Here is a 23,024-nt window from a genome sequence, read left to right as displayed (position 1 = left end):
GGTTAGCCGTTACGGAATAAAAGAAACCACTCTCACTTTTCCACGGGAGTGGTTTCTTTAAATGTAATCTCATGCAACGCATAAACTTTCTCTGGAAAGCAAACCTCAATTCCGCATGTAGCCTGTTGGTTTACCTCTCTATATTACGCTATAGTGCGCCCGCAGCGGCAAAATCCGCAGCCGGAGTACGTGATTATGAATAATCACGACTGGCATCAGGCCGATATCATTGCCGCATTACGCAAGAAAGGCACAACGCTCGCCGCCGTTTCCCGCGCTGCCGGTCTGGGCTCCTCGACGCTGTCAAATGCGCTCGCAAGACCCTGGCCAAAAGGTGAAATCATCATTGCTCAGGCGCTAGGCATCCACCCCAGCATCATCTGGCCGAGCCGGTATTACGATCCTAAGACTTTCGAACTGATGCAACGGAATCCGCGTGCGGCGAACAGAGTTTAAGTCGAATCAGGCATAAAAAAACCCACCCCCACCTTTCGGCGGGAGTGGGTTTTCATCAATCAGCTACCTGAAATTCAGATTACATCTGAACCAGATTTTTGATTTTCACGTCAGGATTGGTATCAGCGGCATAATCGACGCCGTCAAGACCAAAACCGAACAGACGCATGAATTCGCTTTTGTAACCGACGAAATCTGTCAGTTCGGACAGCGTTTCATTGGTGACGGTATCCCACAGTTTACCGACTTCGCCCTGCACTTCTGGCGTGATTTCTTTCAGGTCAGCGCGCAGGCGGCCTTCTTTATCCAGCAACGGAGAAGTGCCGTACAGGCTGTCTTTGTACAAACCGTAAACCTGTTCGATACAACCTTCGTGCGTGCCGTTCTCTTTCATCACTTTGAACAGCAGGGAAAGGTACAGCGGCATCACAGGGATAGCGGAGCTCGCCTGAGTCACAACGGCTTTCAGCACGGAAACGCGCGCGTCGCCGCCCTTCTCGGCCAGTGAGCTGCGGATATCCAGAACGCGTTTGTCCAGATCCTTTTTCGCTTCGCCGATAGAACCGTTCCAGTAGATGTCCTGGGTGATTTCTTCGCCCAGATAGGTGAACGCAGTGGTTTTTGCGCCATCAGCCAGCACACCGGCGGCTTTCAGGTCTTCGATCCACATCTGCCAGTCTTCGCCACCCATGACCGCGACGGTACCCGCGATTTCTTCAGGAGAAGCCGGTTCCAGCGTGGTTTCGTTGATGGTTTCTTTATCGGTGTTCAGGCCGCGAATGGTGACCTGTTTGCCGATTGGTTTCAGCGTGGAGTTGAATACTTCGCCGGTTTTCGGATGAGTACGGCGCGGCGCAGCCAGGCTGTAAACCACCAGATCAACCTGACCCAGATCCTGTTTAATCAGCTCGATGGTTTTTTGCTTCACTTCATCAGAGAACGCGTCGCCGTTGATGCTTTTTGCATACAGGCCTTTCTCTTCAGCGAATTCTTCGAAAGCGGCAGAGTTGTACCAGCCAGCCGTCGCGGTTTTGGATTCGTCGCCTGCACGCTCGAAGAAAATGCCCAGCGTGGCAGCGTCGGAGCCGAAAGCAGCGGAGATACGTGCAGCAAGGCCGTAGCCGGTAGAGGAGCCGATCACCAGGACTTTCTTCGGACCGCCGTCAATTTTGCCCTGACGGGTCACGTAATCGATCTGCTCTTTAACGTTTGCCTTACAACCTTCAGGATGGGCAGTAACACAGATAAAGCCACGGATGCGTGGTTTGATAATCATATAGACCTCATTGCAACTGTCTCAGTAAATTGGCCGATAGAATATAGGTTTGCGCCGTTTCAGGCAAAACCTGACGCTCTGTCGCCCTGTAAAAAGGCTTCTCTGCAGCGAAAACAGACTACTTTTGGGCAGAAAGACTAAAAAGTGAGCCAGAAGTGTAACTCAGTTTCGGCGGGATTTTCATCTCAGGCTTCGCGCATTCCAAAAGTATGACGGCGACAAACCGGACACGCGTTTTCCTCCTCCGTCCAGGCGATATAGTCCCGGCGACATACCCCGCAACGGGCTTGCTCAATCCGTAAAATGCGGATTGTACTTTCCCTGTTTTCGCGCACGGATAAAGCGCGGTCGAAGCACACCGCCTCGCAGTTACCACAACCGGTGCATTTGACCGGATCCAACGTCATGGAGAGATCATCGAAACGGATGGCTTCTTCGGGGCAAATCCTTGCACAGGCACCGCAGAGCGTGCAGCGGCTTTGGTCGAGTTCAGGACTGTATTCACTAACCTGTGTAAGCCTGGATCGTCTGAAGCGACGTCCCGCTGTCACGCATCCGGTAAAGTCCCCTGCATTTTTAAGATGCAGCCAGTGACGGCGCGAACCGTTTAGCGTTTGTGGCGAAGGCGGAACAATATTCCACAGGGGTTCACCCATCTGTCTCAACCGGACATTCAGCATCGCGACCGCCTGAAACCAAACAGAAGCGGTATCGGGTTCCATTTCAACCAGGCGAATACCGTATTCACTGTGCCACATCAGTAATTCTTCCGTGCATGGCGCAACCGGACTGAACGGCGGCACCAGCCGGTTATCGCGATAATGCCTTTGCGCAGGCGCAATGCCCTCAACGGCATCGACCGGGCAGTTAAAAAGACAATATCCACAGCCGATACAGGCGTGCGGGTTTATCTCCATCTTCCCTTCTGCGGTTAACGTGAAAGCACCTGTCGGACAGACCTCTTCGCAGGCACTGCACCGGCTGTGTTTTACCGTGTTGCGCACGCAAGCCCGCCCGGCGCCGGTATAGCGCGGGCGGGTTTCAGTCGAAAATACCTTCATCAGTTAATGGTAAAGAAGCTAAAACGCAGCATAATTTCGGCCAGCAGCACCAAAATGCCACCTGTTGCCAGCAAACCCCGCCCGATACGGTGAGTTTGCAGGCTACAGGCCGTCACAGCAGTGCCGATCGTCAGAATCACCCACGCGATTAAGCGGAATGTGCCTGACTGCGTAAAGGCCACCAGTGGCTGATGAGGGAAAGTCACCGCATCTGTGCTTACGTTGTGCAGATAAGCCAGATACAACGGCTGTTCCAGCAGGCGCACCAGCGTGGCAGCAATCAGGATGCCACCGCAGACCACGGCTAAACGCCGGGCCAGTTGCCACGGCAGCCATGGGCATCGCGAAATCCGCCATACGGCGACAATCGCCCCAAGGCTGAGAACCGTTGTATAAAACATCACGTAAGTATTGAAGTGCATCCAGGTTGCGACGGACGAATGCACGTAAATTGCGCTCATACAAAACAGATCAATTACACCCAGTAGTGAGGCGATCACCATAAACGCGGTGACAATACGTTTCGACACCAACGCAATCAGCGTAGTCAGCCCCAGCATTCCCAGATAGAGACTGGCGAAGACAATTTCCCGGCTAAGCCAGGAACTGCTGATATGGCTCAGCGCATGAAATGCATTTAGCGGATACCCCAGATGCGCTGTCGAGGTCATCAGCCCCAGCGCCCCGGCAATAAAAGCCAGCATCATGGCCGGTATCGCCACCCGCCATTTTTCCTGCACGTTCAGGTTATCTGCGCCATAAATCAGCGTAAACGTAGTGAAAATTGTGCTGCCCACGGAAAGCTGGATAAGCAACGTGAAGATGATCAGTGGCCATTCCTGCATGATTATTGACTCCCTTTTTCTGCACCCTGGTGCGGTTTAATGACAAGATTAGGGTGAGTCAGTGCAGAATCTGGCAGCCCCTGAAGATCACAAAGACTGCCGTATTTCGCCCGTAATTCATCGATCGGACCAAATTTGATCGCCCCCAACGGACAGGTCGCGACGCACACGGGTTGCTCACCGGCTGCCTGCAAATCAACACAGAAATCGCATTTCGACATCTGGCCGGTTTGCGCATTAAGCTGCGGGGCACCGTAAGGGCACGACCAGGCACAGTATCCACAACCCACACATTTATCGGTATTGACCTGCACAATGCCGTCACCGGGACGTTTATGCATCGCTGTGGTCGGGCAGTTTTTAGTGCAAATAGGATCCTTACAGTGGTTGCAGGAAAGCGATAACGTATACGCATACACGTTGTTGGTCATGCCACCCTGCCCTGTCGGGATAAAACCGCCGCCTTTGATTTCATAAATCCGTCGGAAACGACGCCCGACTTCGAGGTTATTTTTATCCTTACAGGCAACCTGACAGGCTTTGCAGCCGGAGCAACGTGAAGAGTCGATAAAGAAGCCGAGCTGACGGTCGCTGACCGGTGGGTAATCAATAAACTGGCTCATGCTTTAACAACCTCCACAAGCATGGTTTGATGGGAATTCCCTTTTGCCAGCGCGGTGATACGCGCGGAACTGAGTACGTTGGCGCAACCGCCGTGATCGACACCGTTAGCATCTGGCTGCCACCAGGCACCGGCCTGCATAGCCACCACGCCGGGCATAATTCGCTGCGTGACTTCCGCCGGAATTTGCGTTACTCCGCGATCATTGTGAATACGCACGCTGTCGCCCTGCGCAATGCCGCGCTGCTGTGCATCAGCCGGGTTGATCCATAATTTTTGTACCTGAACTTCCTGCAACCACGGGTTGGCATATTGCGTAGAGTTCGCGCGGTTTTTGCCTTTCCAGGTAATCAGCTGCAACGGGAATTTTTTAGCGAGTGCATCTTCCGGCCCTTCATGAGCAGGCACGTAATGCGAGAGCGCCGGAATTTCCGGGTTGTGCATGTCATAAAGACGGCGGGAGAAAATCTCGATTTTCCCTGAAGGCGTCAGGAAAGGATGATTTTTGTGATCGCGGATATTGGCTTCAAACGCGATATAGGGTTCGCTTTTAAACAGATGACGGCGCGTCACCTGCAGTTGCTCAAAGGTCGGCAGTTTTTCATCTGGCATTGCCTGGCGGGTATTTTCCCAAATGTGGGCAATCCATTCTTTCTCTGTACGTCCCTGGCTGAATTCCTTTTCGACACCCAGCTTGGCTGCTACTTCGCGCAACCAGTCGTAATCCGACCGGCTTTCAAAGGGCGGCTCGATCAGTTTTTCGGATAACATCAGGTAATTGCCGGTGCCCCAGGTTTCGCCGATATTCCAGCGTTCCATAAAACTGGTTTCAGGCAGCAGCAGATCGACATATTTCGCGCTTGGGGTGAGGTAAAGATCACTGGCAACAATGAATTCAATTTTGGATTCATCTTCCAGCACTTTGGTGGCCTGATGAATATCCGGGTTCTGATTCGCCAGATAATTCCCCGCAAGCGAGAAAAGGATACGGATATTGCTGTCGAGTTTCTCCCCGCCGGTCAGTCCGACCTGCGGCGTCACCTGACTCGCATCATCCGCGGCCTGCACCCAGTTCATTACTGAGATTTTTTGTTTCACCGGATTATCCGGCATCTCCGGTCCCGTGGTGAATTTACGGTTACCGATACCGCCGTAGCCGCCCGCCCAGCCGCCTTTAATGCCCACATTGCCGGTAATGGTCGCCAGCAGCGTTGAACCGCGTGCGGTGCGTTCGCCACAGTTATGTCGTTGCGGTCCCCAGCCCTGGATCAGTGCCGCCGGTTTGGTCGTTGCGTAGTCACGAGCCAGCTGGCGAATGGTTTGCGCAGGAACATGAGTTATGACTTCCGCCCACTCTGGTGTTTTTTTGACGCCGTCTTTCGCGCCTGTCAGATACGCTACCAGCGATTCGTTCGCCGGCACCCCTTCGGGCATGGAAGTTTCGTCAAACCCAAGCGTATAACGTTCGATAAAGGTTTTATCATGCAGATTTTCGGTGATGATGACGTACATCATCGCATCCATCAGCGCGTTATCGGTTGATGGACGCAACGGGATCCATTCATCAGCCAGAGACGACGCAGTGTCGGAATAGCGCGGATCCACCACAATGAAGCGGGTACCGTTTTGCTTCATCTGCTGGAAATAGTGATTGGTGTGACCAAAAATCGTTTCTGTCGGATTATGGCCCCACAGGATCACCAGTGGCGTGTCGACCAGCGTATCCAGCGAGTTACCGCTGGCAGCCGTGCCGTAAGTGTAAGGCGTCGCGGCGGCCGTGTTGCCCATACTCACGGAATGATAATAGCCGAGATGACCACCGGTCAGATTCAGCAAGCGGCGGGCCATGGTATCGCCGGAAAACGTGCCGCCGCTGACGGCCGTTCCCACATGCACATAACGCGATGACGGGCCATATTTTTGGGTAATGCGCTGGAGATTTTCGGCGATAAGCGTCGTGGCTTCATCCCAGCTGATCCGCACGAATTTACCCTCGCCGCGTTTACCCACGCGTTTCATCGGATACTTCAGACGATCCGGATGGTAAACAAATTTGCGGTAACTGCGGCCACGGACGCAGGCACGCATCACCGGCATTTGCGGATCAAGCTCGGCATCGGGCCGCGTCGTAATCTGAATGACTGCGCCATCCTGCACATGCGCACGGATATCGCATTTACCGCCGCAGTCGAAAGTACTGCAAGTCGGGATGACATTTACCGGAAGCGGAGATACACCTGAAGGAGTAAGAGCGGATTTCTCTGCCGCATGCGCGAATTTAAATCCAACCAGTGGAAGCGCAGCCACCATACTACTCACTTTGACAAAATCACGCCGCGTGACGTGTGAAATGATGTCACTTTTATCTATATTTTTCATAACATTGACTCGGAAAAAAATAAATCATCCCACGCTTAACCCAAATTCTTCTTTGTGGGATATCAAGTCAATGCTCTTTATTACTCACTTTTGGGTAAATATAGTTGTCTTGCCATCTTTTCTGCACAGGTAATATTTCAGGCAAATATTTATTTAATCTGATCAATAAATCTCATGAATATAAAGCCCCAAAAAAGTTAAGCCCTTCCCCGTAAAAAAACGGTCAACCTTTGTCCGTTTTCCTTCATTTCACTGGTTTCCTGTCAAAATCCTGATTATGCGTTAAATTATTATGGCGTGATCTGTATCACACAATAACCATAATGAGAGTAATGTTTAGGGAGCATCTGTGACTGAGAAAATAAACAGCGGCGGTCGGAATGATGGGGCAAAAGCCTCGCAGCCCACTGAACCGCTGGTAAAAGTGATTGCCTTTATTGCCACTTTAGGGGGTTTGCTGTTTGGCTACGATACCGGCGTGATTGCCGGTGCTTTGCTGTTCATGAAGCACGACCTGCATCTGACATCATTAACCACCGGGATGGTCACCAGTTTCCTGATCCTCGGTTCAGCAGTAGGCGCCATCTTTGCCGGGCGTTTCGCTGACCGCTTCGGGCGTAAAAAAATCATCCTCGCGATGGCGCTGATATTCATGGCGGGCTCGCTGGGCTGCGCCATGGCGCCGAACGTTGAGCTGATGATCATGTTCCGCTTCATTCTGGGGCTGGCGGTGGGCGGCGCGGCGGCGATTGTGCCAATCTATATCGCCGAAATCGTGCCGTCTAACCGCCGGTGGCAATTTGTCACGTTACAGGAGCTGATGATCGTCTCTGGGCAGTTGATCGCATACACCAGTAACGCGGCGATAAACGAAGTCTGGGGCGGTGAAACCACATGGCGCTGGATGCTCGGCGTTGCCTGTGTTCCGGCGGTGATCCTGTGGGTCGGCATGCTGTTCCTGCCGGATACGCCGCGCTGGTACGCCATGCATGGCCGCTATCGTGAAGCACGCGATGTGCTGGAGCGTACGCGTAAATCGGGCCGCGTGGAGAAAGAGTTGGGCGAAATCCGCAAGTCGATGGATTCGAAAAGTGAGAAGCACAGCCGCCGCCAGAAAACGATTTCGGTATGGATGAAACGTCTGGTTGCGCTGGGCATTGGTATCGCCATGCTCCAGCAGCTGTCTGGCGTGAACACCATTATGTTCTATGCGCCAACGATGTTGCAGGCAACAGGTCTGAGCACCAACGCCGCCCTGCTCGCGACCATCGCCAACGGCGTGATTTCGGTGATCATGACATTTGTCGGCATTATGTTGCTTAGCCGTTTTGGTCGCCGTCCGCTGTTGCTGACCGGGCAAATCGGGTGTACCTGTACGCTGCTCGCTATCGGTCTGGTCACCTGGCTGATGCCGGAAACGGTAAACGGCCATCCTGACGTGGTGCGCAGTTATCTGGTGTTGGGCGGAATGCTGATCTTCCTGAGCTTCCAGCAGGGCGCGCTGTCGCCGGTCACCTGGTTGTTGCTGTCGGAGATGTTCCCGATGCGCATCCGCGGTATGGCGAACGGCATCTCTGTATTCGCCATGCAGATGACCAACTTCTCGATTGCCTTCATGTTCCCGATACTGCTGGAAACCTTCGGGCTGACGATGTCCTTCTTCACCTTCGCCGCCATCGGCGTCGGCGGCGGGATATTCGCCATCATTTTCGCCCCGGAAACCCAGGGCAAAACGCTGGAACAGATCGAAAAGCATTTTAAAAAGAATCTACAGGATGACCCTGCCCCGCAACAGTCGGGCAGTTAAGGGATTGGCAGCGCAAGGATGCGCTCTCTGCCGCCACTGTGAAGCCCTCTCTTACCCTCCGCTCACCGGCTGAATCACCGGATTACCCAGACGGTCCTGCAACACCTCAACTTCGACGCCATAGGTTTGGGCGATAAGTTCTGCTGTGATGACTTCCCGCGGCGTGCCTGCTGCCTGAATTTTGCCCTGTGCGATCACCAGTAAGTTATCGGCATACTGACAGGCCAGATTGAGGTCGTGCAGTACGATCACGGTGACCCAACCACGCGCGCGGGTTTCACGTCGTACCAGATTCAGCAATGAAATCTGATGCTTTAGATCCAGCGCGCTGACCGGTTCGTCCAGCAACATCACTTTCGGCTCGCGCATCATCACCTGTGCAAATAGCACCATCTGCCGCTGCCCGCCGCTCAGCGAAGCAATTTCACGGCCAGCCAGATGCGCGATACCCGCCTGCTCGAGCCGCTGCATCGCGGCATCCAGCGTATCATCGTCAATGTGCAATGAAAGCTTACCGAGACGACCGAGCACCACCACTTCCAGCACCGTCAGATCGATATCGGCAGTGGTGTCCTGCGGCAGATAGGCAATTGTGTCGCGCCAGCCATGCAGCGATTTACCGCGCACTTTCCCCGGCAATAAGCGTTGATCGCCACACTGTATCTGCCCTTCTGCCAGCGTCAGTTCACCAAACATCGCGTTCAGCAGCGTGGTTTTTCCCGTGCCGTTCGGGCCGATAATGACATGAATTTTACCGGCATCCAGCTGCGTACTCACTCCGCCGAGAATGCTGCGCCCCTGCCGGTGAATACCGACGTTTTCAAGCTCAATCATAGGGTTCTCCTGCGCGGCGCAAAGATCAGCCAAAGCAGGAACGGCACGCCGACAATCGCCGTCACAATACCCACCGGGAATAACGCGCCGGGAACGATCGACTTAGACAACACCGACGCTGCCGAAAGCATCAGCGCGCCAGCCAGCACCGACATCGGCAAGGAGAAACGCTGATCTTCACCCACCACCATGCGGGCAATGTGCGGCGCGACCAGCCCGATAAAGCCGATGACACCGACGAAGCTGGTCGCCGTCGCCGTCATCACCGCCACGATAATCAGGATTTTCATCCGCAGTTGCCGGACGTTAACGCCAAGGCTCAGTGCCCGCATTTCCCCCATGCGCAGCGCCGCCAGTTTCCACGAATCCGCCATCAGCATCAGGCAGCACACCAGCGTGACGACTGCGGTCAGCGCCAGCGTCGGCCACGTCGCTTTGGTCAGGCTGCCGAACAGCCAGAAAAGGATCTGCTGCGAGAGTTCTGGCGATGACAAAAACTGTATCAGCGACAGCAGCGATTGGAAAAGGAACAGCAGCGCAATGCCGCCAAGAATGATGGTCTCGGTTCTGACCGTGCGCATTGAGGCCAGCATGAAGAGAAACAGCGCGGCAATCATTGAAAAGATAAACGCGCCAATCGGCACGGAAATCATCGGGTGCAGACCGAATCCGCCAAACGCCAGGCTCAGCGCTGCACCGAAACCAGCTGCCGCTGCCATGCCGAGCGTATACGGGCTGGCCATCGGGTTGTTGAGCAATATCTGCATCTGAGCGCCACCCGCGCCGAGTGCGGCACCCACCACCAGCGCCATCAGCGCCATCGGTAAGCGGAATTCACGCACAATCGCGTCGGTCATTGCCGCGCGTTCGCCGATGCCGGTCAGTGAGCGGATGACTTCAGAAGGCGACAACATCGACGGGCCGGTAGCGATATCGAATACCAGACTGACGGCAGTAATCAGCAGAAATAACAGCACGTAGCGCCAGCGCTTACGTTCACGCGCGCGGTGAGCAATAATCGCCTCACTACGATCGGCAGAAATAGTCATCAAAATCCCCTTTCAAAAAACGAAAGAAGCGCTGCTCAGAGGCAGCGCTTCGGTACGACGCAACATCGGAATCAGTCTTTCAGACCAACCACAAACGTGCCTTGCGGCGTCACAGGGAGATATTTTTTGTAGAAGTTGAGGTAGTTCGCCAGCGGATCCATATCTTTAAACTGCGCCGGATAAAGCTGTTTCGCCATGTACTGCACCATCGCGAAATCAGAAATCGTGCGGGATGCGCCCTGATAAACGCCGTATAACTGCCCGTTTTTGACCGCCGGTAACTCCGCCCAACCGCGACGATTCTCAAAACCTTTCAGCTTCTCACGCGCATCGGCTTTACTGATGCCCACGCCCATCGGCAGCGCCGACGGATTCTTGTTGTTCTCACGGCCAGAAATGAAAATCACGTCAGGCTTAGAGGCCAGCACCTGCTCAGGGTTAATCGGCCCCCACCACTCAACGAAAGGTGCAGCAATGTTGTCGCCACCCGCCGCGGTCGCCATAGCGCCCCACATATTTTTGCCATAGGTGAAGGAATATTCTTCCGGGCCTTTGTTGCCAAATTCTACGTACACTTTTGGCTTCGGCTTGCCGGAAGCCGCTATGCGGTCAGCGACGTTTTTCAACGAGGACGCATACAGATCGGCCATTTCGTTCGCGCGCGCTTCTTGCCCGGTCAGTGTACCCAGCACGCGGGTCGAAGCCACATGGCGTTCCACGGTTTGCGCGTTGTAATCGATAACCACCACCGGAATGCCCTGCTTCTCAATGCGTTCCACATCCAGCCCCAGCGCCTTAAACTGCCAGTCAGCCAGCACCAGCAAATCCGGATTCAGGCTCAGCACTTTCTCGACCGAGAAACTTTGTGCTTCAACTTCTCCCACGTCAGAAATGTTTTTCAGCGAAGGGCGATGCGCAACATGCATTTCCCAGTTTGCCGGAACCCAGCCTTCCCACGCTTCGCGTGAAATACCCACTACCGAGTCGTAGGCTTTTTCGCCACCAACCGACATGTAATCTTCAAAGTAAAAGCCCACCACTACGCGTTTGGCAGGCAGATCGACTTTTACCTGACGGCCAATCACATCGGTGATGGTTTGGATTTCCGCCACAGCAGACGCACTGAGCGCCACCGTGGCAAAAGACAAGGCGCAGGCGAGCGAGCGCAGAGTAAAGGTATGTGCAGCCATGAAAGTCAGTTTCCCAGGATAAGCAGAACAAGTTAAATGAAAATGATTATCAATTATGTTTGACGCTTTTATTTACACAATTACACATTTTCTTTCAAGATATTTAACACGTTCCGCCCTGAAATCTTTTGATAACTGTACCGGCATGTACATTTTCTTGACATCACTCAAGTCATCACTCATAAATATACCGTACCGTACGGTTTTGATGTAAAAGTAAACCGACGTCCCGCTACGATTATTCACAGAAGGTGTATGACGAATGTCTGCGTTAACAAACGGCTATTCTCTGGCGGCTTTGATTTCTTTAGCTTTTCTCACAGGGTGCGCGAGTACCCAGCCTGTGCCCTACACCGGGGTCACTTCTTCTTCCCAGATGAAACCTGATACTCAGGATGAGTCCGGCCATATCGCTTACAGCTTCAGCGCCCCGACGGACTGGAATAAATATTCGCGCGCGATCCTCGATCCGGTGGTGATTTATCAGGGCGCGGATGCGCAGTTCGACGACGTCTCGCCTGAGCAGAAACAGGCGCTGGCGGCCTACATGCAGCAGGCGTTCGGCAAAAGCGTTGGAGAGCACTTTCCGCTGACCAACGCAATCACGCCCGGCACTCTGCGCATTCGTCTGACCCTCACAGGTGCCGAAACCACCACGCCGGTGCTCGGGACGTTCTCCCGCTTTGATCTGATGGGCGGCCCTTACAACATCGTGCAATCCGTGCGTGGTAAACAGGGCTCGTTTACCGGCTCGGTGAGTTATGCGGTGGAAATTTACGATGCACCATCCAACCAGCTGCTCAAGGCGTATATCTCGAAGCAATATCCAAATTCGCTCAATATCGGCGCGAGCTGGGGTGCGCTGAGTGCAGCAGAAACCGGCCTCGACAAAGGCGCTGAACAGCTGCAAGACCAGCTGAAATAAGCAGGATTATTCGATGAAAATCTATCCGCAGCAGGTCATTTGCAAACACTGCGACAGCCTCTATACCCGAAAACCGGTGCGGCCCGGCGAGGCGGCGCAGTGTCAGCGCTGTCGGGCCGTGCTGTATCGGGGAAGCTGGCTGAGTCTGGAACAATGGTTCGCCTTAACGGTGACAGCGGCGCTGTTTTTTATCATCGCCAACCTGTTTCCTGTGCTGGAGATCCAGTTCCACGGCCAGTCGCAGGCGACGACATTAGCCGAAACCGCGATGGCGCTGGCGCACAGCTACGCCTCACCGCTGGCCATTCCGGTGGCATTGCTGATTATCGTCTGCCCGTGCCTGCAAATCCTGCTGCTGAGTTGGGTGCTGTTTCACGCCTGCCGGAGAAAAGCCGCACCGGGGTTTGCGCCCACGATGCGGCTGCTGGCGGGGCTCGCGCCCTGGAGCATGGCGGAAGTGGCATTGCTCAGCATTCTCATCGCCGCCATCAAACTCTCCGGACTGGTGAGTATCACCACCGGTCCCGGCACCTGGGCGTTGCTCGGTTTATGCCTGTTATTGCCGGTGATCAATCATCAGGATTTTCATCCGTTGTGGATGCTGAAAACCGTAAAGGGGAAGCACGGATGACGCCCGCCGGACAGGCGTTATCTCTGGGGCTGGTGCGCTGCCACGTGTGCGGGCTGGCCTGTGAACACGTCGGTGGCGTACATGCGTTGCCCTGTCCGCGTTGTCATGCGCCGCTGCACACGCGTCTGCCCGACAGCCTGACGCAAACCTGGGCGCTGCTGCTGACCGGACTGTTGCTGTATCTGCCCGCCAATTTATTACCGGTGATGTACAACAGCTTCGCCGGACGCGGCAGCGAAAGCACTATTCTTGGCGGCATCGCCGGATTCTGGGCGTCTGGCTCTTACGGCATCGCGATAGTGATTTTCACCGCCAGCGTCCTGGTGCCGTGCGCCAAATTTGGCATTCTCGGCGGGTTGCTGATCGCCACAAAACGGCGTGATGTCTCAGGGCGCATCCGGCGGTCGCGCCTGTTTCGCATGACCGAACATATCGGTTACTGGTCGATGCTCGATGTCATGGTGGTGGCGCTGATCGCCGCGCTGGTGCAGTTTCCGGGATTTAGTACCGCCGAGCCGCGCATCGGCATTGTCTTTTTTGGAGCCGTGGTGATGTTCACCCTGCTGGCAGCAATGAAGTTCGACCCGCGTTTGCTTTGGGAAAATAATAAGCATGAGTGACTATGATTCACCGCCGCCGGAGGTTATCCCGCGGCGGCTGCGCCCTTCGCTGATCTGGCTGGTGCCCGCGGCTGCCGCATTAACTGGCCTGTTTCTATTGCTTCAGCTATGGGCTTCCTCCGGACCGGAGGTTTCAATCACCTTTCAGACGGCAAGCGGCTTACAGGCCGGGAAAACTGAAGTGAAATACAAAGATGTCACCGTCGGACTGGTGAAGTCTATCGTCCTGAGCCCGGACAGCCAGCGCGTGCTGGTCACCGTCTCGCTGATGAAAAATGCTGAAAATCTGGCCAAAGCCGACACCCGATTCTGGGTGGTGCGTCCACGCGTCGGAATCGGCGGAATTTCAGGGATCGACACTCTGCTGTCGGGCGCGTACATCAGCCTCGACACCGGCACGTCGAAGCAATCCGGCACCACTTTTACCGGGCTGGAATCGCCGCCGACGCTGATCAACGGCATGCCAGGCAAACAGTTTGAAGTGGTGGCCGACGATCTCGGCTCACTGGATATCGGCTCGGCGGTGTATTACCGGCGGATCCCGGTAGGCCGCGTGTCGTCTTACGCGCTGCGCCCGGACGGCAAAGGTGTAAGTGTGAATATTTTCATCGATGCGCCTTACGACAGGTTTGTCACGTCATCCACCCGTTTCTGGAATGCGAGCGGCGTCGATTTGTCGCTCAATTCAGACGGTTTGCAGCTAAAAACGCAGACCATGGCCTCGGTTATTGCCGGGGGCATTGCGTTCGCCAATCCTCCCGATTCAGTGAACGCACCCTCTTCTGCCGATCACAGCGTTTTCCGGCTGGCCGACGACCAGCCGTCGGCGATGGCACCGCAGGACGGTACGCCGCAAATTCTTCAGCTGCGTTTTCAGCAGTCGTTGCGCGGAATGCAACCCGGCGCGCCGGTGGAATTCTCCAGCGTGAAGCTCGGCAAAGTCACGGCTATCGATCTGGATTTTGAACCCTCCGGCTCACGGTTTATCTCAGTGGTCACTCTCGAGGTCTACCCGAACCGCTTAGGCCGCGTGCTGGAGAAATTGCCCAAGCCTGAAAAAGATGGCGAAAAACAGGCCGCCGTCTTCCTGCGCGATCTGGTACAGCACGGACTGCGGGCACAGGCGCGCACCGGCAACCTGCTGACCGGCCAGCTCTACATTTCGCTCGATTTTGTCCCCAACGCCGCACCGGTAGCTTTTGATCTCAGCGCGCGGCCTCTGCGCATTCCAACGCTGAACGGCGGATTCGATCACTTACAGGAGCAGGTCGCGACGCTGATTGGCAAAGTGTCGAAAATGCCCATTGAGTCAATCGGCAATAATCTCAACGCCACGCTGGGGAATCTCAATCAGACGCTAATTCAGGTCAACGGGCAGGTTTTGCCGCAAACCATCCAAACCCTGCGCCAGCTGGATCAGACGATGAACGGCGCGCAGAGGCTGCTGGTGGCCGACTCGCCGCTCTTACAAACGCTGGCCGAATTTCAGCGCACGCTCTATTCCCTGCGCACGCTTACCGGTTTACTGACGCATCAGCCGCAGGCGCTGCTGACCGGCAGACTGAATGACCCGAAGGAAAAACCATGAAGCTGACCGCTGCCCTCAACATTGCCTGTGCCCTGCTGATGTTAAGCGGTTGTGCATCTTCCACGCCGCCGCACTATTACACGCTGGTGGATGGCGACCGTGCGCCGCCCGCCGTCGTCGCTGCGCCGTTTGCGATACGCATGCATCCGGTGACGTTGCCGGAACAACTGAATCAACCTGAGCTGGTCATGCGCAAAGGCGACGGCGAACTTTTTATCTCGGATAACGCCCTGTGGGCCTCGCCGCTTCCGGAGGAAATGCGCAGCGCGCTCACCGGCCAGCTTGAACGCTCACTCAACACCGTCGAGGTCAGCGGACTCACGCCGCCGCAGGACAAACCGGTGGTGGGCATCAGCGTGGCGGTTCAACAGTTCGATGCCTGGCCGGGCAATCGCGCCAGCATTGCCGTCACCTGGCGGCTGAGTTTCGATGCGGGTTCGGCAGAAGAACAGTTACTCACCTGCCGGACGCAGCATCAAAAAACGTCGCAGGGAGGGTATTCCGGGCTGGTCGCCACTCAGCAGGCGCTGATGCGCGACGTGGCCACAGACATTGCAAACAGCATCAAAACACGTCAGTGCGGCTGACAAACTGCGCTTTTTCGCAACGCTTACATAATGAAATCGTCACCTGCGTGATCAACTTATTTTTTATTTAGATTCAGTCAGATAGCAACGGAAGAAGAATGTTAAGTTTTGTCAGGCTTTAATAACTCACTCTGCAAGAATGGAAACTTAGTTGTTTAAAAACAATCAATTAACGCTATCCTTACGCAACGATTACGACCCGTCGCAGGCTTGACCCTCAACGTTCACAAGATATATCTTGAGGCCGTCGCTGATGAACGGAAAAGGGAACATGATGAAGACGTCAGAACCGGCAGCACGCCGCAAAAGCAAACTGTTCACGCGTCAGGAACTGACGTTGTTTGTGTTACATCTGATCCAGATAAATCCGGCGCACGGCTATGAAATCATTAAAACCATCGAAGGTTATTCAATGGGTGCCTACATCCCCAGCCCCGGCGTGATCTACCCAATCTTGTCGCTGATTGTCGAAGAAGGCTACGCCAGCGTGGCGGAAATCGACGGCGGCAAGAAACAGTTTTCTATGACGCCTGCCGGATCTGAGTATCTGGCCGCCAGAAGAAAAGAAATTCGCGTCGTGGAGGAGAAAATAAAAACCCGCGTGATGAAAAATAATCCTCCGCCGCGATCTGATGTTATTTATGCCATCGAGAATTTAAAAATAACGCTGCGGACAAAGAAATATAATGAAAATCCGTCTGACGAAAAACTGGCGAAAATCATAAATATTATTAATGAAGCTACCGATAAAATAAATAAATTATAATACGACCCCACTCTTTACTCTTATTAATACAAGCCTTACGCAATCTGCCCTTTATATTTCCGCATTATATTTATAATGCGGTCACCGGGATTTTTATGCCTGTTTCAGACTGACGGAAAACCATCATGCCAATAAGACCCATAAAACTCACCTGCCTGTTCGTTATTCTCGGGCTGAGCGGTTGCGATACTTCGCCGACGGCTCAGCAAGCCCCTGCCCCCACCGAAGTGGGCATTGTCACGCTTAAAGCGCAGCCGTTTAATCTGGTCAGCGAATTAACCGGGCGCACTACCGCCACGCTGACCGCCGATGTGCGGCCACAGGTGGGCGGGATTATTCAGAAACGTCTGTTTACCGAAGGCGATATCGTCAGGGCCGGTCAGGCGTTGTATCAGATTGATCCCTCATCTTATAAAGCCACTTACGATCAGGCCGCCGCCGCGCTGAAAAGCGCCAAAGCATTGGTGATTTCCGACTGTCAGAAAGCGAAGCGCTATGCCACGCTGGTGAAACAGCAAGGTGTGTCGCAGCAGGACGCCGATGATGCGCAATCCGCGTGTGCGGAAGACCGCGCCAGCGTCGATGAAAAAGCCGCCTCGCTGGAAACCGCCAGAATCAATCTCGACTGGACGCGCGTCACCTCCCCCATTGACGGACGCATTGGCATCTCTTCTGTCACGCCGGGTGCGCTGGTTTCCGCGTCGCAGGACACCGCACTCGCCACCGTGCGCAATCTCGATTCGATGTATGTCGATCTTACCCGCTCCAGCGCCGATTTACTGAGCCTGCGCAAACGCGCACTGGCGACCAACAGCGATACGCTCGGCGTCACGCTGACGCTGGAAGACGGCACGATATACGCCGAAAAAGGGCGTCTGGAGCTGACCGAAGTGGCCGTCGATGAAGCCACAGGTTCTGTCACCCTGCGTGCCGTGTTCCCGAATCCGAAACACCTGTTATTACCGGGCATGTTTATTCGTGCCGCGGTCGATGAAGGCGTGGTCGAAAATGCGATTCTGGCGCCGCAGCAGGGCATTACCCGCGACGCCAAAGGTGAAGCCACCGCGCTGGTCGTCACGGCGGAAAACAAAGTTGAACAACGCCATGTGGAAACCGGTGAAGCGACCGGCACTTTTTGGGTGATTACAAAAGGCCTGCAGGCCGGAGATCGCGTACTGGTAGAAGGCAACGATAAAGTGGCCGCCGGTGACACCGTCAAACCGGTAGAAGTGCAGCCCGCCGTCGTCCATGACAACACCACCCAAAGCTTTGAAGGAGCAGCCTGATGTTTTCACGCTTCTTTGTACGGCGCCCGGTGTTCGCGTGGGTGATTTCTATTCTGATCATGATGGCCGGGATAATGGCGATCCGCACGCTGCCGGTGGCGCAGTATCCGGACGTCGCGCCGCCGTCGGTTAAAATCAAAGCCACCTATACCGGTGCTTCTGCCGAAACCCTCGAAAACAGCGTCACGCAGGTCATCGAGCAGCAGCTAACCGGCCTTGATAACCTGTTGTATTTTAGCTCCAGCAGCAGCTCGGACGGCTCGGTGGATATCACCGTCACTTTCCAGCAAGGCACTAACGCCGATACCGCACAGGTTCAGGTGCAGAACAAGGTGCAGCAGGCCGAATCGCGCCTGCCGACGGAAGTGCAGGAAGCCGGCGTGACCGTCACCAAATCGCAATCCAGCTTCCTGCTGATCATGGCGGTGTACGACAAAACCGACAAAGCCACCAGTTCTGACATCGCCGACTGGCTGGTGAGTAACATGCAGGATCCACTGGCGCGCGTCAGCGGCGTCGGCAGTCTGCAAGTGTTCGGCGCGGAATACGCCATGCGCATCTGGATGGATCCGACCAAACTGGCGGCCTATGATCTGATGCCGTCCGACGTGCAAAGCGCGATTGAAGCGCAGAACGTGCAGATTTCAGCCGGTAAAATCGGCGGTTTGCCTTCTTCAAACACTCAGCAACTGACCGCGACCGTGCGTGCGCAGTCACGGCTGCAAACTCCGGAACAGTTTCGCAATATCATCGTCAAGGGCAACACCGGCGGCGCGGTTGTGCGCATCAGCGATATCGCCCGCGTCGAAATGGGCAGCGAAGATTACACCGCGTCATCTCAGCTGAACGGCCATCCGGCAGCAGGTGTCGCCGTGATGCTGGCACCCGGTGCCAATGCCCTCGATACGGCCACACTGGTCAAAAATACCATTGCGGAATATCAACGCAGCATGCCGAAAGGCTATGACGTGGCGTATCCGAAAGACAGCACTGACTTCATCAAAATCTCCGTTCAGGACGTGGTCAAAACGCTGGTCGAAGCCATCGTGCTGGTGATCGTGGTGATGTATCTGTTTATGCAGAATATTCGTGCCACGCTGATCCCGGCACTGGCGGTACCCGTCGTTCTGCTCGGCACCTTTGGGGTGCTCGCGCTGTTTGGCTATTCGATCAACACCCTGACGCTGTTCGCCATGGTACTTGCCATCGGGCTGCTGGTGGATGACGCCATTGTGGTGGTGGAAAACGTCGAGCGAATAATGCATGAGGAAGGGCTTTCCGCCCGCGAAGCCACTGAAAAATCGATGGGTGAAATCTCCGGTGCGCTGGTAGCGATTGCGCTGGTGCTCTCCGCCGTATTTCTGCCGATGGCTTTCTTTGGCGGCTCGACCGGCGTTATCTACCGCCAGTTCTCTGTCACCATTATCTCCGCAATGATCCTCTCAGTTGTGGTAGCGCTGACGTTAACTCCGGCACTGTGCGGCGCGTTCCTGCGCCATAAACCGCAGGCCAAAACCGGCTTTTTCGGCGGCTTCAACCGTCTCTACTCCCGCACTGAAAACCGCTATGAGAATGGCGTGATGCATGGCCTGCGCCGCCCGGTGGCGATGGTGCTGCTGTACGGCGCCATGTCAGCGGTGATGGCGTTCGTAATGTACAGCCTGCCAGGCAGTTTTCTGCCAACCGAAGATCAGGGCGAAATCATGGTGCAATACACCCTGCCCGCAGGCGCAACCTCCAACCGGACCGAAGCGGTGAACGACCGCGTGACGCAGTGGTTTCTCGATAAAGAGAAAGACAACACCAACGTTATCTTCACCATCACCGGTTTTAACTTCAGCGGCAGCGGTCAGAACGCCGGGATGGCGTTCGTCTCGCTGAAAAACTGGGACGACCGTCCGGGGAGCGCCAACACCGCGCAGTCCATCGCCGGACGCGCGATGCGGGATTTATCGGTTATCCGTGATGCAAAAGTCATCGCCATGACGCCACCGGCGGTTGACGGCCTCGGCCAGAGCAATGGTTTCACCTTCGAACTGATGTCTGCCGGCGGCACCAGCCGTGATGAACTGATGAAACTGCGCACCGAACTGCTGGCGCTGGCGGGCAAAAGCCCCGAACTCCAGTCGGTGCGCGCCAACGACTTACCGCAAATGCCCCAGCTACAGGTCGATATCGACAACAACAAGGCCGTTGCGCTCGGGTTGTCGCTCAGTGACGTCACCGCCACCCTGAGCAGCGCGTGGGGCGGGACCTACGTCAACGATTTCATCGATCGTGGACGCGTCAAAGAAGTCTACATTCAGGGCGACAATGAGTTCCGTTCTAAACCGACAGACCTGAATAAATGGTTTGTGCGCAGCAGTGATGGCACCAGCATGACGCCGTTCTCCGCTTTCGCGACCACCCGCTGGAGCTACGGCCCCGAAAGCCTTTCGCGCTACAACGGTTCCACCTCGTTTGAGATTCAGGGCGAAAACACCGACGGCTTCAGTTCAGGTGCCGCCATGGCAAAAATGGAAGCACTGGCGGATCAGCTGCCCGCAGGTTCGACGTGGGCGTGGAGCGGATTATCGTTGCAGGAAAAGCTCGCCAGCGGCCAGGCGCTGAGCCTGTATGCCATCTCGATTCTGGTGGTGTTCCTGTGCTTAGCCGCGCTGTACGAAAGCTGGTCGGTGCCGTTTTCAGTCATTCTGGTTATTCCGCTCGGCCTGCTCGGTGCTTCACTGGCAGCGTCGTTCCGCGGCCTGAATAACGACGTGTACTTCCAGGTGGCGCTGCTGACGACCATCGGACTTTCGTCGAAAAACGCCATTCTGATCGTCGAGTTCGCCGAAGCCGCGCTTAAACAGGGCAGCACGTTGACCGCCGCCGCTGTCTCCGCCGCCCGCACACGTTTAAGACCGATTCTGATGACCTCGCTGGCGTTTATCGCCGGGGTGATGCCGCTGGCGATTGCCACCGGCGCAGGCGCCAACAGCCGCATTGCGATCGGAACCGGCATCATCGGGGGCACGCTTACTGCCACCCTGCTGGCCATTTTCTTTGTTCCGCTGTTCTTCGTGCTGGTAAAAAAAGTGTTCACCCGCCACCAAGACGCGCAGGAGTAAGACATGATTTTTCGTCTGAGTATTATTTCGTTGTCCCTGTTGCTGGCAGGCTGTATTTCGCTGGATCCGGATTATCAGCGCCCTGCCGCGCCGGTGCCGTCCGTATGGGCGGCGCAGGGAACCCAGCCCGCCGCCAGTAACGTGCTGACCGACTGGCAGCACATCATGACTGACGCGCGCCTGAACAACGTGGTCGAACGGGCGCTGACCAGCAACCGGGATTTGCAGGAAGCCATTGCTGATATCGAGTCCGCCCGCGCTCTGTACGGCGAGCAGCGCGCCAGCCTGTTCCCCTCCGCAGATGCCGAACTGTCACAAACCCGCAGCCGGACGCAGGATGCAGGCGTCAGCAGCAGCGCCACGGCAGATGGCGCGGTGAGCAGCTTTGAAATCGATTTATTTGGCCGTAACCGCAGTCTGAGTCAGGCAGCGAAAGAGACCTGGCTGGCGAGCGAATCCACCGCCCGCAATACCCGCCTGACGCTGATTGCCGAAACCAGCACCGCGTGGATCACGCTGGCGGCAGACAACGGCAACCTGAAACTCGCGCAGGACACCATGACCAGCGCCGCTGATTCGTTACGCATCACACAGCTGCGACAGAAAGAGGGAGTGGCTTCCGGGCCGGACGTCAGCTCCTCGATGGCGATTTATCAGCAGGCGCGTGCCAGCGTCGCCAGCTATCAGACGCTGGTCGCGCAGGACATCAATGCGCTGAACCTGCTGGTGGGCGACACCGTGCCGCAAAACCTGCTGCCGGATACGCTCGAATCGCTGTCACCGCAGGCCATCGCGCTGGTGCCTGCGGGTGTGTCGTCCTCCGTGTTATTGCGCCGCCCGGACGTGCAGGAAGCTGAGCACAATCTGAAAAGCGCCAATGCGGATATCGGCGCGGCGCGGGCGAACTTCTTCCCGTCGCTGTCGCTGACCGCCAGCGCAGGCGTCGGCAGCAGCTCGCTCTCGAACCTGTTCAGCCATGGCACCAACGTGTGGTCCTTCGCCCCGAGCCTTTCCCTGCCGCTGTTCACCGGCGGCAGCAACACCGCGCAGTTACGCTATGCCGAAGCGGAGAAAAAGGGGCTGATCGCCGCCTATGAAAAAGCCATTCAAAGCGCCTTCAAAGACGTCTCCAACGCCCTCGCCCGCCGCGCGACGCTGGATGAACAAAGGGATGCGCAGCAGCAATACGTCGCAGCCGCACAAAGCAGCTACGATATTTCACGCCGCAGCTATGAAGCCGGTGCCGGTGATTACCTGACGGTGCTTACCAACCAGCGTTCATTATGGTCGGCGCAGCAGGATTTGATCGCCCTGCAACAGACCGATTTCGAAAACCGGATTACGCTGTGGCAGTCGCTGGGGGGTGGGGTGAAGTAACACGTCACAGGCAGGAAGGCACTTGCAGCTATACTCTATAGCCACAATATAGAGATACACTGTCGCTGCAATGTCACCTGCCAGGAGCAATTATAATGAACAGAGAACTGAATGATTTTGAACGTTTTGTCATCGAAAACAAAGGGACAGAACGCCCGAATACCGGCGAGTATAACGACCATTTTTCACCAGGCCGTTATGTGTGCAAAAGATGTTCTGCGCCGCTCTATTCGTCAGAACACAAATTTGAGTCCCATTGCGGATGGCCTGCTTTCGACGATGAAATTCCGGGTGCGGTAGAACGTGTACCGGATGCCGATGGACGCAGGACGGAAATCGTTTGTGCCAGCTGTAAAGCGCATCTGGGGCATGTCTTTGAGGGTGAATATCTGACTGAGAAGAATCTGCGTCACTGCGTCAATTCCGTTTCAATGATTTTTGAAAGTGCCGACGAGCAAGGCAATTATCACAAAGCAGAATAAGCGCTGATTCTGACTAAGAGCGGTTTTCAAACATTTTTTGTCTTATACAATCCTGCCGAAATAAGGATTAAATAAAGACCCTGTTATTGCCGTGTGAATTCCCGGCGAGAATAAAAAATCGCAAAACCTTTTG

The 23,024-nt window shown here is 55.3% G+C and carries 20 protein-coding genes; 12 read left to right on the top strand and 8 right to left on the bottom strand.

Annotation, left to right across the window (positions count from 1 at the left end; translation table 11 throughout):
- The first annotated feature begins 195 nt into the window (after window positions 1–195).
- Window positions 196–456, top strand: a complete 261-nt coding sequence (locus tag TU92_RS03350; RefSeq protein WP_208640462.1) for a helix-turn-helix domain-containing protein — start codon at window positions 196–198, stop codon at window positions 454–456.
- Between the two features lie 79 nt (window positions 457–535).
- Here TU92_RS03350 and fabV read toward each other — a convergent pair whose 3' ends face one another.
- From fabV to TU92_RS03325, 5 genes are all read right to left on the bottom strand, one after another.
- Complete coding sequence (fabV, locus tag TU92_RS03345; protein ID WP_112164550.1) at window positions 536–1,732, bottom strand: enoyl-ACP reductase FabV; 1,197 nt, start codon at window positions 1,730–1,732, stop codon at window positions 536–538.
- A 185-nt stretch (window positions 1,733–1,917) separates the two neighbouring features.
- Window positions 1,918–2,793, bottom strand: a complete 876-nt coding sequence (locus tag TU92_RS03340; protein ID WP_112164549.1) for a 4Fe-4S binding protein — start codon at window positions 2,791–2,793, stop codon at window positions 1,918–1,920.
- A complete protein-coding gene (locus TU92_RS03335) occupies window positions 2,793–3,638 on the bottom strand; it encodes a dimethyl sulfoxide reductase anchor subunit family protein (protein ID WP_112164548.1) in 846 nt (281 codons plus the stop codon). The genes TU92_RS03340 and TU92_RS03335 overlap by 1 nt, the downstream gene beginning before the upstream one ends.
- A 2-nt stretch (window positions 3,639–3,640) precedes the next feature.
- Complete coding sequence (locus TU92_RS03330) at window positions 3,641–4,261, bottom strand: DMSO/selenate family reductase complex B subunit (protein ID WP_112164547.1); 621 nt, start codon at window positions 4,259–4,261, stop codon at window positions 3,641–3,643.
- Window positions 4,258–6,639: a DMSO/selenate family reductase complex A subunit gene (locus TU92_RS03325; protein ID WP_112164546.1), complete on the bottom strand. Its 2,382-nt coding sequence runs from the start codon at window positions 6,637–6,639 to the stop codon at window positions 4,258–4,260. Before TU92_RS03325 ends, TU92_RS03330 begins: the two co-directional genes overlap by 4 nt.
- A gap of 349 nt (window positions 6,640–6,988) precedes the next feature.
- Here TU92_RS03325 and TU92_RS03320 point away from each other — a divergent pair, with 349 nt between their 5' ends.
- Window positions 6,989–8,446, top strand: a complete 1,458-nt coding sequence (locus tag TU92_RS03320) for a sugar porter family MFS transporter (RefSeq protein ID WP_112164545.1) — start codon at window positions 6,989–6,991, stop codon at window positions 8,444–8,446.
- Window positions 8,447–8,497: 51 nt separating this feature from the next.
- Here the strand turns inward: TU92_RS03320 and TU92_RS03315 are convergent, their stop codons facing one another.
- From TU92_RS03315 to TU92_RS03305, 3 genes are all read right to left on the bottom strand, one after another.
- Window positions 8,498–9,280 carry an ABC transporter ATP-binding protein gene (locus TU92_RS03315; protein WP_112164544.1) on the bottom strand — a complete coding sequence of 261 codons (783 nt, stop codon included), beginning with the start codon at window positions 9,278–9,280 and terminating at the stop codon, window positions 8,498–8,500.
- Window positions 9,277–10,329, bottom strand: coding sequence for a FecCD family ABC transporter permease (locus TU92_RS03310; protein ID WP_112164543.1), 1,053 nt, complete (start codon window positions 10,327–10,329; stop codon window positions 9,277–9,279). Before TU92_RS03310 ends, TU92_RS03315 begins: the two co-directional genes overlap by 4 nt.
- Window positions 10,330–10,400: 71 nt before the next feature.
- Complete coding sequence (locus TU92_RS03305) at window positions 10,401–11,519, bottom strand: ABC transporter substrate-binding protein (protein WP_112164542.1); 1,119 nt, start codon at window positions 11,517–11,519, stop codon at window positions 10,401–10,403.
- 262 nt (window positions 11,520–11,781) lie between these two features.
- Between TU92_RS03305 and TU92_RS03300 the strand changes: the two genes are divergently transcribed.
- The 10 genes from TU92_RS03300 (at window position 11,782) to TU92_RS03255 (ending at window position 22,891) form a co-directional block, all read left to right on the top strand.
- Window positions 11,782–12,444: a DUF3313 domain-containing protein gene (locus TU92_RS03300; protein ID WP_112164541.1), complete on the top strand. Its 663-nt coding sequence runs from the start codon at window positions 11,782–11,784 to the stop codon at window positions 12,442–12,444.
- A 13-nt stretch (window positions 12,445–12,457) separates the two neighbouring features.
- Window positions 12,458–13,075, top strand: coding sequence for a paraquat-inducible protein A (locus tag TU92_RS03295; protein ID WP_112164540.1), 618 nt, complete (start codon window positions 12,458–12,460; stop codon window positions 13,073–13,075).
- Complete coding sequence (locus TU92_RS03290) at window positions 13,072–13,695, top strand: paraquat-inducible protein A (RefSeq protein ID WP_112164539.1); 624 nt, start codon at window positions 13,072–13,074, stop codon at window positions 13,693–13,695. The genes TU92_RS03295 and TU92_RS03290 overlap by 4 nt, the downstream gene beginning before the upstream one ends.
- Entirely contained in the window at window positions 13,688–15,283 is a 1,596-nt protein-coding gene (locus TU92_RS03285) for a PqiB family protein (protein ID WP_112164538.1), read from the top strand. The genes TU92_RS03290 and TU92_RS03285 overlap by 8 nt, the downstream gene beginning before the upstream one ends.
- A complete protein-coding gene (locus tag TU92_RS03280) occupies window positions 15,280–15,870 on the top strand; it encodes a PqiC family protein (protein ID WP_112164537.1) in 591 nt (196 codons plus the stop codon). The genes TU92_RS03285 and TU92_RS03280 overlap by 4 nt, the downstream gene beginning before the upstream one ends.
- 343 nt (window positions 15,871–16,213) lie before the next feature.
- Window positions 16,214–16,636: a PadR family transcriptional regulator gene (locus TU92_RS03275; RefSeq protein ID WP_248291962.1), complete on the top strand. Its 423-nt coding sequence runs from the start codon at window positions 16,214–16,216 to the stop codon at window positions 16,634–16,636.
- A 125-nt stretch (window positions 16,637–16,761) separates the two neighbouring features.
- Window positions 16,762–17,922: an efflux RND transporter periplasmic adaptor subunit gene (locus tag TU92_RS03270; RefSeq protein WP_112164536.1), complete on the top strand. Its 1,161-nt coding sequence runs from the start codon at window positions 16,762–16,764 to the stop codon at window positions 17,920–17,922.
- Window positions 17,922–21,032 (top strand): efflux RND transporter permease subunit, encoded by a 3,111-nt coding sequence (locus tag TU92_RS03265; protein WP_112164535.1) that lies wholly within the window; start codon window positions 17,922–17,924, stop codon window positions 21,030–21,032. The genes TU92_RS03270 and TU92_RS03265 overlap by 1 nt, the downstream gene beginning before the upstream one ends.
- 6 nt (window positions 21,033–21,038) lie before the next feature.
- Window positions 21,039–22,409 (top strand): efflux transporter outer membrane subunit, encoded by a 1,371-nt coding sequence (locus TU92_RS03260; RefSeq protein ID WP_120078254.1) that lies wholly within the window; start codon window positions 21,039–21,041, stop codon window positions 22,407–22,409.
- 95 nt (window positions 22,410–22,504) lie between these two features.
- Window positions 22,505–22,891, top strand: coding sequence for a methionine-R-sulfoxide reductase (locus TU92_RS03255; RefSeq protein ID WP_112164533.1), 387 nt, complete (start codon window positions 22,505–22,507; stop codon window positions 22,889–22,891).
- The last annotated feature ends 133 nt before the right edge of the window (window positions 22,892–23,024 follow it).

This window comes from Rahnella inusitata (assembly GCF_003263515.1).
Taxonomy (GTDB): domain Bacteria; phylum Pseudomonadota; class Gammaproteobacteria; order Enterobacterales; family Enterobacteriaceae; genus Rahnella; species Rahnella inusitata.
Note: the sequence above shows the minus strand (reverse complement) of the source record. Positions and strands in the feature narration are given on the sequence as shown.